Genomic DNA, 10607 nt, shown 5'->3' with positions numbered 1-10607 from the left:
TTCGGCATCTACAGAAGATAAAGCTGACCACTTACTTAATCCGATTGGTATAAGAGGTATCTACCAAATAGCGTCAAGTGCTCCATCTAAATCTGCTACGGGCGAAGCGGTATTGGTCGGTGTTCTGGCACAAAACCGCCAGGGTGTTTTTTTTCAATATTCTAGGGCTTAGCTAAGTGGTTTGCCATGCGGAAATATGTGGGAAGTGGCTAGTCAGTTGTAAGTCTCTTATTAAGGTTGTCAGTACCGAGCCTTAAAATGCTGTGCTTTTTAGACGCAGACTTACAAATCCAAATGGGCGGTGACATTTTGCTGAACAGGCTTACCAATTAGATTATCAATTATGTATATGTGCTAGAAACTGCTGGCATGATCTGCAATGGTGAGATAAAGAACAGTGCATAGTGTATTTGACGTAAATTAGGACTATATTCCCTGTTTTTGGTCATTAATGGGATTATAGTCCTAGTTTCAAGGCAGGTTAGCCAGAGCGGCTTGTAGTAACGAGAAGGGGATTCTTTCTTGTTCTAAGCGTAAGTTGGCTTGCCAATGGTGGTTTTTAAGTTGCTGATAAAGTGTCTGTTCAAGTTCATTTAGATGCGGTAATTGCGCTGCGCCATGGGGTTTGGTTTCCACTCCCCAGAGCGGACGGCAGTGGGCTAGAGTGTTGTTGTCCATCAGTAAAGATTGCGCTTGTGGAAAGTAGCCGCGTAACTGCGAGAGCATAGCAAAGCCATGGCTGTCGATATCTCCCCAATAATGAATGCGACAGCGTGCCAGCCAAGGCACGTTTTGTAGCATTTGCACACCATAGCCTAAGCCGTAGATCACTAAGGCGTTACGCACGGGTGGAAAGGCCAAGCCATTCACTTTGTTCTCGGTAATAAATACCCGGTCGAGTAACAGATCCAGTTTGCTAAAAGTGCTTAGCGGAATACTCAGCTCGTCTAGTCCGCCTAATTCAGCGGCAAGTGCACGATCGAGCAGCCGAAAACTCACGGTAGGCTGTTCGTAATTAAGGCCGTAGCGTTTTTCAAAACCGTGCTCTCTTAAGCCGTTAATGCTGTCATCTATTGCCGTGGCGGGCAGCAGTTGGTCGAGCAGCACTTTTAGAATCGGCTTGTGAGCTTCAATAAACTTACTGTCTACGCCTGGTATATCGAGCTGGCGTATATAAAGCCCCGGCCTGGGTTGGTTGACTAAATAACGACACACCGCCAGTAGTTGCGGCCAGCAACCGGCATATTTACCTATAGTGGTGGCGGCTTGAGGTAACCAGTGGCTAAGTTCGGGGAAACGGTTGCTAATTAGCGTGCAGTCGCCAACAAAGTGGCGCCAACTTTGTAATTGCCCGACAAAGCGCGCCAATGCCTCCATATTGGCAAATTCGATGGCTACTGGTAAACGCTGGCGGCCCATGGTCGAGAATTGAAATTCGTGTTCAATGAGTGTCACCTCTTTTACCCTTGCCAGATCATTGCGCAGTTGCACTAGTTGGCGTTGATATAAGGCAAAGTCATGTAACAGTTGCTTATCACTGAGGCGAGAGAGCTTGACTTGGTAGGGAAAGTCGAGCGTTTCCTCTAGCCAAGCTCGGTGCCAGCCTAAGCGCTGCCACTGTTTAGTGAGCTTGTTGCGAATGGCCTTAACATCCAACATAAAACTAGTTTATCTCCCGGATCATTTGCTGATAAGGCTGTAACTGCGTCTGTTGCTGGTGATGCTGATCTAGCTGCTGGCGATATTCGGCGATCGTCATATTCAGCACGATAGAGATATTTTGCTGTTGATCGACAAAGTGCACATGCTGCACATAGTGCTCTATGATATCGAGCTTTTGTAATGGCGTAACCAGCAACAATTGCAGACCTAGTTTTTTAAATAATTCTAGGCCAAAACGGGTACTGTCTTTTGAGCCACGGGCAAAGGCTTCGTCAATCACCACTAGGTTAAAGCGGCGGCGCTGTTGCTGGCCTTCTTGGCCTACTAGCCGGTATTGCAGCAAGATGGCGGCAGCCAGAATAGAGTAGGCGAGTTTTTCTTTTTGGCCGCCAGACTTACCACCGGAATCTGAATAACATTCTTTTTCGCTATTATCTTCACGATAACGTTCAATTACGTTAAATAGCTGCCAATAGCGTACATCTACCACTTTTTTGGTCCATTTTGGCTCATTGCGCATTTGCTCAATTAAGCTTTTAACCTGTTCAAACTTTTGTTCTGAATATAAGTTGTCGTCGGTGGCGTATTCTACGCATTGCTTCAGCCGCTGTTTAAATTCGCGGATCTCGACATCCGGTGAGGCCACGCCATCCACTTCTATATAAGTGCCATCTTGATAATCCAGTGCGTGTAGCGACTGGTTGATTAAGCGAATGCGCGCAGCTATGTCTTCTTCTTGACGGTCGAGCTGGCTGCGAAATAGCGCCATGGCACGAATAGTGTCTTGATTAAGCATATCTTTAAAGCGCTGTTCGTGGCGCGGTAAATCTTCCTGCTGCAACTGGCTTAATAGCGCTTGATATTCCGCTAACGCTGCTAAGCTTTGGTCTAACTCGGTGACATCGTTAGGGAAGGCGTAGCCAAATTGGCCCATTGCCTTGATCATTTGGCTTTCTTTGCGACCGCGCTTTTCTTCTAGATGCTGAATTTTATCGTTTAATTTACCGCGTAATAAGCTGCCCTGGCTGGCAAGCATTTCTATACGCAAACTCTCGTGGGCGCAGTGTTGGCGGAATAACGCGCTAAGGCTTGGGAAGTATAGATCTTGAGTTGTTTGGGCTAAGGCCTGCAACTGAGCTTCACTTGCTGCTAACTCTTGACTGAGATGCTCGATTTCAGTGTCTAACTTACCTTGTTCGTTGAGCCGTTGATCTCGCAGTTCTTGTAGCTTGGTACGGCTTGCTTTGGCCGCTTGCAAGGTGTGTTGCAGTGCTTGTAACTGATCGGAGGATTGTTCGAGCTGCTGATACTCTTGTTGTAACTGCTCTATGTGTGTCGCTAATTGCGGCCAGTTGAGTTGTTCAAAGTCGAGATCAAATTCTGCTAGGTTCAAGGCTTGGCGATGAGCTTCATCCAACTGTTTACGTTGTTCTTGATGCTGTGCTAGTTGCGCATGTAGCGAGGTAATTGCTTGTTGCAGTTGCTGATATTGAGCGGTTAACAGCTGTATTTTTTGCTTGTTGCTCCAACCCAGCACATAACGGCTTTGGTCGTTAATGGCATAACGGTCGTCTTTTTCGTGGCGAGAAGGGCCAGACTTTACCTGACCTTGGGCGGTGAGGCCTTTGTTGCTACGGCGAAAGTCGTCCAAATTAGCACAACAGTGATAATTAAAGCGCTGTGCCAGCTCTTTATCTAGCCATGCATACAAGGGGCTATCGGGCTTGATCTCCACTTTATCGGGCAATTGGCCGGTATTTGGCTTAATGGGGACATAATCGGTCACTGGCTTCACTCTGTGATACACCAAGCGGGAACCTAGTTTGGTTTGCTCAATAAAGTTGCTGACCGACACATATAAGTGCTCTGGCACCAGCAGGCTAAGGGCAAAGTTATGCAGTACCCGTTCGATAGCACCTTGCCAAGCCTGTTCGTGGGGCTTTATTTGTAATAGCTCGCCAACGAAGGGCAGTTCGGTTTCGGGCACATTTAATGCGGCACTAAGTTGCTCGCGGATCTTAAGCTGACGCAGGGGGATATTAGACTGGCGCTTTTTTAACGCGATGAGTTCATCGTTAATGGCACCTTGCTCAGACGGTTGTTGGTTTAAGTCTTGCTTGAGGGTGTCTCTTTGTTGTTCTTGCTGCGCTTGTTGCTGACTAATGTGCTCAACATGCTCTTTAGCTTGGGCTAAGTTACTCACAAAGATGTCGGTTGTTAGTTGCTCATTCAAGCCTAAGGCACGCACCAGTTGTTGATAGCGATGGGCGTTGCCTTGGCGTTGATCGCGTTCTTTGCCAAGGCGCTGTATATCTGTGGTTAATTGCTGTAACCGACCGCCACCTTGGCTATAAATGTCTTCGCTCAGCTGCTCAATTTGCAATAGGTGCTGGTTTAGCTGTTCGGTGAGCTGTTGTAAGTTGAGGTTAACTTTATCTTGGTCTTGGCGCTTTTGCTGTAGCCGTTTTTGATATAAGGGCACGGCGAGGCTGGCCATAAACATCTCGCTGAGATCGCGACTGTGATTGAAGTGCTCTTTTTCTTGCGCAGCGCTTAGCGCGTCATTACCTAACTGACTCACGGGTTCAAGTAAGCTCACTTTTTGTCGTGCTGCCACCACTGCATCATGCACGCGTTTAAGGGCGTCATAATTGCTTTCTAGCTCAACAATCTGTTTTTCTATCTCGGGGGCGGTTAGCATATTTTGCCGCACAAAATCAGTCACCGAGCCGACCGACTTCATGGAAATGGTTTGGTTGAACAATTCTAGTGCGCGACCATCGGCACCCAAGCCCAACAGTTTGCTAAAGCACTGCTGGTAAGGTGCAAAGCTATCAAATATCTCAATGCCAGTCTGTTTGCGGAGACTTTTTCGAAGGTCGACCATTTTGCTGCCAAAGTGAGTGAAATGGCTGGCTAAATCCAGCTTTATTGGGGCGACTACAAACAGTCGGCGAACTTTACGCTCGCCGGGCTTTAGCCAAAATACTTGCGCTAAGGTGACGTCTTGCGCTAATGCCGAGGAATGAAATTGCGCTAGCAATACGCTGTAATGATCTGCACCGCGCAATCCCACTGCCTTGGCCTTGCCATAGTCATCTTGTTGGGAGGTGTAATAACCGTGAAAGTAAGATTCAAGTGAGCGCTCTTTATCATCGGCTCCTGCCGCCTTATTAAAGGCCACTTTGCGTGGTGGCACCAGCAGGATGGTTAGCCCGTCTACCAAGGTGGATTTGCCACTACCAATGTTACCGGTCAGTAGGCTGTTATTACCAGCGAGGTTAAGCTGCCAAATTTTTTGATCAAAAGTACCCCAATTCAGCACTTCAAATTGTTGTAACCGAAAGCCATTTAAGGTGCCAGCATTCGCATCAATGCCAATATCAGTGGTGGCATGGGTCAGTTGGGTATCAGTCATCTTTTTGCTCCTGCTGTGGTGTTAGCAATTGGCTAAATTCGGCAATCTGTTCGGCATTAACAAAGGCCTTGATGATGCGCTGAACTTCAAAGTCGTCGGGGTGATTGGTAATGCTGCTAAGAAACCCCATTTCGATAACTTTTTTGATCAAGGCATCGTATTCACGCTGTTGCTTTAGCTCGTTGCTGACCTCTGGGCTGTAAGGCTGCAACCATTGGTATATTTCTTGGCGGCTAACGATAAGCCGTGGCGCACTTTCTTGGTCGTCGTGTTCGGCTAGTCGCTTACGCAGCGCCACTAATAACAGGGTTTGCGCCAAGGTGAGGCTGCGTCTGGAGATCAGGCGCGGTAATTCGGTATCGTCATTTTCAAACTGCAGCTGTGCCATAAAGGCATAGCCTTCGGCTTCATCTAACGTTAGCCCTAAGCCAAGGTGTTGAAAATAATCACGAATAGCCTGTTGATCACGCAGCAGTTGCTCCCATAAATCCCGATGGCGAGCCCGATATACCGGACCTTTAAGCAGCTTTATCAAGAGTGCTGACTGGTCGCGCTGTGCTTGTTCTGAAAGCGCATGGCTAGTTAAGGTGTCTGACATATCAGCGGCTCCGAATAAAGGTGATGGTAGGTATTTGAATGGTGCGAGTCAGCTCCAGATCAGGCTGCCAGCGAATGGTTTGTTGTTGTTGCTCGTCAATATGGGCGGGCAGTATTTGCTCGCAAGCAAGCTTAATATAGGTCAGCAGCTCATCTAGGCCATAGCGCAGCGGGTAGCGTGTTATAACTTGCTCTAGTGTGGTTTGGCCGCCGTTATCGAGTAAGCATTGGCTAATGTTTTTTTGTAACTGGAGTTCATCAATATGGCTAATCGCTAACAAGGGCGTGAGGTCAACTTGAGCGGTGGCGTCGCCTAATTCTGGCTGCGAGTTAAGGTGTTCACTGCCTTTATCTTGATACAGCTGACGACTAAAAATAGGATTAATGACTGCTTGGGTGCCCGCCAACGTGGTTAGCTCAGCTTTAAGGTCAATGGTAGGCTGGCCGCTTTCTTGCGGTGAAAGGCGTTGATGAGCAAGGGCTTCAAACTGATTAATTAGCTCGATAATGCGTCGATTATCCTGAGATTGCTCCTGAATATAACGGCGTAGTTGATCCGTTATTTGCTGGCGAGTGCCGTGTACCTTGGCGCCGGCTTCTAATAGATAACTGTAAAGATGGCTCAACAGTGCGTCTTGTTGCACTAATGCTTTACCTTGCTCTTGGTCAAGCAGCTGTTGCAGATTGTGGCGCATGCTGTCGCGCAACTGCGGCGTCATCAGTAATTCAAAAAACGCGCTAAAGGACTGACCTTCGTCAGAGTCATCAATCACATCTTGATGGCTAAAGATATGATCTAATACCTCGCCTTTATGGCCACCGCGCAGGCTAATGGTTTTGCGGGTGTCTTTATCTAGGCTACGAAAGTTGGCTTCTACTTGACGAAAATCTCCCAGTAATTGCCGTGACATATTGGCCAGCAAGAACAACCGCTCGCGTACCTGAGTGTCGGAAAAGCCGCTGTCTTGACCCAGTTCGACGGCAATGATCTCTTGCTCTATTTCTGCCTTACGTGCTTGCAGGGTGTGCAGCTTGGCTGCGCTGTCTTCGCTGGTGCCTTGCACCAACTCGCCAATCAAATCGAGCAGCATCTTGAGTCGTGATTCGGTGCCCACAAATTGTCGACCTTGTATTTCTTCTAACCAGCGCAGTACTTTTTCGACTTCTGGCAATAAATCGCATTCTGGCTCATCGGCCTGCTGCGGCAGGTATTTTCGTAAGTAGCCGCCTTTGGCATTAATCCAATCATCAATATAGGCCCGTGCCGATTTGGGGTATCTTTCTTCGCCGTAACTGTCGGTTATATTAAATAGGTGCTGCTCTAGCATCGACACTAATTCTAAATAAGGAATACTGCGTCTGTTGGTGGCAATAAAAGCATGATGAAAAAAGCTGGCCAGCAAGGCGAAGTGCTGAGAGCGCAATAAGCGCAAGGCCAAGCTGTGCTCTTTAAACTGCTCAAGCTGGTCATAATTTAGGGCGGTATTCATAAGCAGGCTCCAGGCAACAGGGCTTTATTGGTGATGGCAACTAGCTGCTGGTGATCCGCGAGAGCCAGCGGATATTGGGCCGGATTAAGCTGATAATCGGCTGAGCAATCGACCAGCCATTGCTGCATAACATAGCCGAGCAAGGCTTCTCGTACTTCTAGGTTAAGCCGGCCCTGGTGCATGCCATAATCGAGCGCGATGGCTTCTGGATGCGGCAATTTAGGGTGTGCCATTAAAGTGAGCGGCAAAATATGATGCCAGCTGGCATCTTGTGCCTGCTGCTCGCAGTCAGTGACTGCTTGGTCTAGCGGCTGAATACGGGTAAAGCGGGTTAATACGAAATCACGAAAGCTTTGGCTGCGTCGGTCGAAGGCACGTATATGCCAGCGCCGACCGTTATTGACTAAGGTATGAGGCACTAACTCGCGGCTTTGTTGACCGGAAGACAAAGAAACATAATCACAGCTAATGGCTTGGCGTTGGCTAATGGCCAGCAGCAGCGGCGCTAATAGCTGTTCGGCCGGCATAATAGTGGGTACTGCATCTAAGCAAATACCGCTAAGGCTCGGACCCATGGTGAGCCCTTGCCAAGCGTGCTTACTGAGTTGGTCGAGTATCAGCTGAGGATCATGTTTGAACAATGGGGCAAAAGCCGCGGTGCGGTAATACAGCTTGGTATCGTGGCGCAGCGTTAGGTTGTTGGGGGCTAATTCTCGATAGAGAGCTAAGTCTCGGGTGCCCGAAGCTAGGCCGGTTTGAAAGGTCTGTAGTAAGTCTGCCCGCGCCACCTGCCCGAAATAATGTAAACAGCAGTCGATAAAACGTAGCCGCTCACGCTGGGCATGAGAGTATGCAGTAAGGTCCAGTGTTTGTGACATAAAATCTTGAGACATAGCCGTCAGCCAATAATGAATATGGCCGAATCATAATGATTTCACCTCAATGATACAATCATTATGATGACTTATGGTTGATATTTTAATGTGATACCAATCTGAATAAAGGGATGCTCTGTTTAAGCCAGGGCTATTTTTGCCACTGAAGAACACGCAAGCAGTTTACAAGCGACAAGTAATTATAGCGCCGAGCGCCTAGCTAAGAGACTAACGCCGCTTTTTGTTTCGCTTGGTGCCGGGCCCTAGGCGCTGCTGTTAAGATCACGATTTTTCCGTGTATTCTGTGGCAAGAATGCTCTTTAGTCTTTGTGTTACTGCTTACAAATTTCATTACAGGCGCTAATTAACTGCTCGGCCAGCATTTTGCTGTGGGTAGAGAGCTTGTCTTGGGCGTGTAGGGTGAGCTCTAGATTGGGCACGGCGGGTAGGCCGTCTTGTTCGTTTAAAATACGGTGCTCTGGCGTCACTAGCCGCCTTGGCAATAATGAGATGCCAAAGCCCGCCTCTACCGCACAGCACACGCCAGACAAGCTGGTGCTCACATAGGCCAGTCGCCAGCTGCGCCCGAGCCGGTCAAAGGTGTGGGCCATTTCGCTGCGGTATAAGCCGCCAATGGGAAAGGTCACTAATGGCACAGGGTCGCAGCTAAGGTTATTGCTGTGCAGGCTGTCAATCCAACATAAAGGCTCGGGCCAGCTGGCAAGGCCGGGAGCGCTACTTTCGCGCTGTTTTACTAGAGCTAAATCCATATCGCCGCCCTGAAATTCCCGCCAAATATCACTACATAAACCACTTCTAACTTCTAAGCGAATACCCGGATATTCATTAGAAAAAGCAGCGAGGGTGGGCATAATGGCGTGGGTGGCAAAGTCTTCGGGTACGCCTAAGCAAATTTTTTGTTGCTCAGCACTCACGCTAGTTTGTGCCACCGCTTCGTTCATCATTTGTAAGATGCTACGCGCATAGTTTAATACCCGCTCGCCTTCTAGAGTGGGGGTCACGTAGCGGCCTTTGCGGTGTAATAGCTCGCAGCCAAACTGGGCTTCTAACTTGCGCACCTGCTGGCTCACGGTGGATTGGGTGAGGTGGGTACTTTCGCCAGCACGGGTAAAGCTGCCGGTGTCGGCTACGGCAATAAAGCTGCGCAGTAAGATGGGATCTAACGTCACGTTTAAGTTCATGGCTATCTCTGAGTGCAGTGAAGAGGGCACAGAGCAGCGATAAGCGCTCAGCACCAAGCTTAAAGACACCGCCGGTTTATTTGTTGGTATAGCGGTTGGCGTATAGCATACCGCTGTCTGTTAAATGGATTGCCGCGTCGCTGCGTTCCTCGCAATGATCCCTTTCAGATCTAATCTCTATTTTTCCGTGTTCTTCCGTGTATTCCGTGGCAAAAAATAAGTTTGGGGTAAGTATTTTGAACTTAGCGGTGGTCGTCCTCTTTACTCCTCACACTTCACGGGTAGTGGTTTAGCCACTAGTTTCCATTAAATTATTTAATTTATCAATCTAGGTGCTTTGTTATACAATAACGAGGTTGAAATTAGACACTATCATTTAAACAGCTATGCCGTTCGGCGTGGCTTTTGTCGGCAACTGGCCGACCCCTCGTATTAAAGGACAGAAATCATGGCCCGTAATACCTATTATGCCCCTAAGGGCGGTTTGCCGCCTCAAACTCAGCTGATCCACGATCGCGCTGTATTTACTGAAGCTTATGCTGTTATTCCTAAAGGTGTCATGAGCGACATCGTTACCAGCTTCTTGCCGTTTTGGGATGAGACTCGTCTGTGGGTTATCGCACGTCCACTAAGTGGCTTTGCTGAAACTTTCTCACACTACATCATGGAAGTTTCTCCTAAAGGTGGTAGTGATAAGCCAGAGCTAGATAAAGGCGCCGAAGGCGTTATCTTTATCGTTGAAGGTGAAATGACGCTGACCCTAGAAGGCAAAGAGCACCACATGGACTTAGGCGGTTACGCTTACTTGCCAGCCGGCGCTAACTGGAGCGTTCGCAATAACAGTGGCGAGCCTGTACGTTTCCATTGGTTGCGTAAAGCTTACGAATTTGTTGATGGTATTGATGTACCAGAAGCGTTCGTAACTAACGAAAATGACATTGCGCCTACGCCAATGCCAGACACCAACGATGCATGGGCAACTACTCGTTTCACTGATCCTACGGATCTGCGTCACGACATGCACGTGAACATCGTGACTTTCCAGCCAGGCGGCGTTATTCCATTCGACGAAACTCACGTGATGGAACACGGTCTGTATGTATTGGAAGGTAAAGCAGTTTACCACTTGAACCAAGACTGGGTTGAAGTTGAAGCTGGCGACTACATGTGGTTGCGCGCGTTCTGCCCACAAGCTTGCTACGCGTCTGGCCCAACTCGCTTCCGTTACTTGCTATACAAAGACGTTAACCGTCACATGGTGTTGAACTCTTCACCTGCTTACCGCGGCCGCTAAGCCAGAGTAAGTTGCAACCTTGAGTTGCAGCAAGTAAACAACAAGGGCAGCCCACGGGCTGCCCTTTTT

The 10607-nt window shown here is 48.4% G+C and carries 7 protein-coding genes; 1 reads left to right on the top strand and 6 read right to left on the bottom strand.

What is annotated here, in order from left to right; all coding sequences use genetic code 11:
* Positions 1–471 precede the first annotated feature (471 nt).
* The 6 genes from ACTHY5_RS09400 to ACTHY5_RS09375 form a co-directional block, all read right to left on the bottom strand.
* The gene (locus tag ACTHY5_RS09400; protein WP_441879014.1) at positions 472–1659 is read right to left on the bottom strand and encodes a Wadjet anti-phage system protein JetD domain-containing protein; all 1188 of its coding nucleotides are present in this window, start codon (positions 1657–1659) and stop codon (positions 472–474) included.
* A gap of 4 nt (positions 1660–1663) precedes the next feature.
* Positions 1664–5080 (bottom strand): ATP-binding protein, encoded by a 3417-nt coding sequence (locus tag ACTHY5_RS09395; RefSeq protein WP_441879012.1) that lies wholly within the window; start codon positions 5078–5080, stop codon positions 1664–1666.
* A complete protein-coding gene (locus tag ACTHY5_RS09390; protein WP_441879010.1) occupies positions 5073–5678 on the bottom strand; it encodes a DUF4194 domain-containing protein in 606 nt (201 codons plus the stop codon). The genes ACTHY5_RS09395 and ACTHY5_RS09390 overlap by 8 nt, the downstream gene beginning before the upstream one ends.
* A gap of 1 nt (position 5679) precedes the next feature.
* Positions 5680–7167, bottom strand: a complete 1488-nt coding sequence (locus ACTHY5_RS09385) for a DUF3375 domain-containing protein (RefSeq protein ID WP_441879008.1) — start codon at positions 7165–7167, stop codon at positions 5680–5682.
* Positions 7164–8060, bottom strand: a complete 897-nt coding sequence (locus ACTHY5_RS09380) for a WYL domain-containing protein (RefSeq protein ID WP_441879006.1) — start codon at positions 8058–8060, stop codon at positions 7164–7166. The genes ACTHY5_RS09385 and ACTHY5_RS09380 overlap by 4 nt, the downstream gene beginning before the upstream one ends.
* Before the next feature lie 314 nt (positions 8061–8374).
* The gene (locus tag ACTHY5_RS09375; RefSeq protein WP_441879004.1) at positions 8375–9244 is read right to left on the bottom strand and encodes a LysR family transcriptional regulator; all 870 of its coding nucleotides are present in this window, start codon (positions 9242–9244) and stop codon (positions 8375–8377) included.
* A 448-nt stretch (positions 9245–9692) separates the two neighbouring features.
* Here ACTHY5_RS09375 and ACTHY5_RS09370 point away from each other — a divergent pair, with 448 nt between their 5' ends.
* The gene (locus ACTHY5_RS09370; protein ID WP_441879002.1) at positions 9693–10538 is read left to right on the top strand and encodes a bifunctional allantoicase/(S)-ureidoglycine aminohydrolase; all 846 of its coding nucleotides are present in this window, start codon (positions 9693–9695) and stop codon (positions 10536–10538) included.
* The last annotated feature ends 69 nt before the right edge of the window (positions 10539–10607 follow it).

The sequence above is a fragment of the Oceanisphaera sp. genome, assembly GCF_052084945.1.
Lineage (GTDB): Bacteria > Pseudomonadota > Gammaproteobacteria > Enterobacterales > Aeromonadaceae > Oceanimonas.
The sequence above is the reverse complement of the archived record's forward strand: the minus strand, read 5'-3'. Positions and strand labels throughout refer to the sequence as shown.

Coding starts and splice junctions, on each gene's coding strand:
- ACTHY5_RS09375 (WP_441879004.1), bottom strand. CDS start 9,244: ATGAACTTAAACGTGACGTTAGATCCCATCTTACTGCGCAGCTTTATT.
- ACTHY5_RS09390 (WP_441879010.1), bottom strand. CDS start 5,678: ATGTCAGACACCTTAACTAGCCATGCGCTTTCAGAACAAGCACAGCGC.
- ACTHY5_RS09400 (WP_441879014.1), bottom strand. CDS start 1,659: ATGTTGGATGTTAAGGCCATTCGCAACAAGCTCACTAAACAGTGGCAG.
- ACTHY5_RS09380 (WP_441879006.1), bottom strand. CDS start 8,060: ATGTCTCAAGATTTTATGTCACAAACACTGGACCTTACTGCATACTCT.
- ACTHY5_RS09385 (WP_441879008.1), bottom strand. CDS start 7,167: ATGAATACCGCCCTAAATTATGACCAGCTTGAGCAGTTTAAAGAGCAC.
- ACTHY5_RS09395 (WP_441879012.1), bottom strand. CDS start 5,080: ATGACTGATACCCAACTGACCCATGCCACCACTGATATTGGCATTGAT.
- ACTHY5_RS09370 (WP_441879002.1), top strand. CDS start 9,693: ATGGCCCGTAATACCTATTATGCCCCTAAGGGCGGTTTGCCGCCTCAA.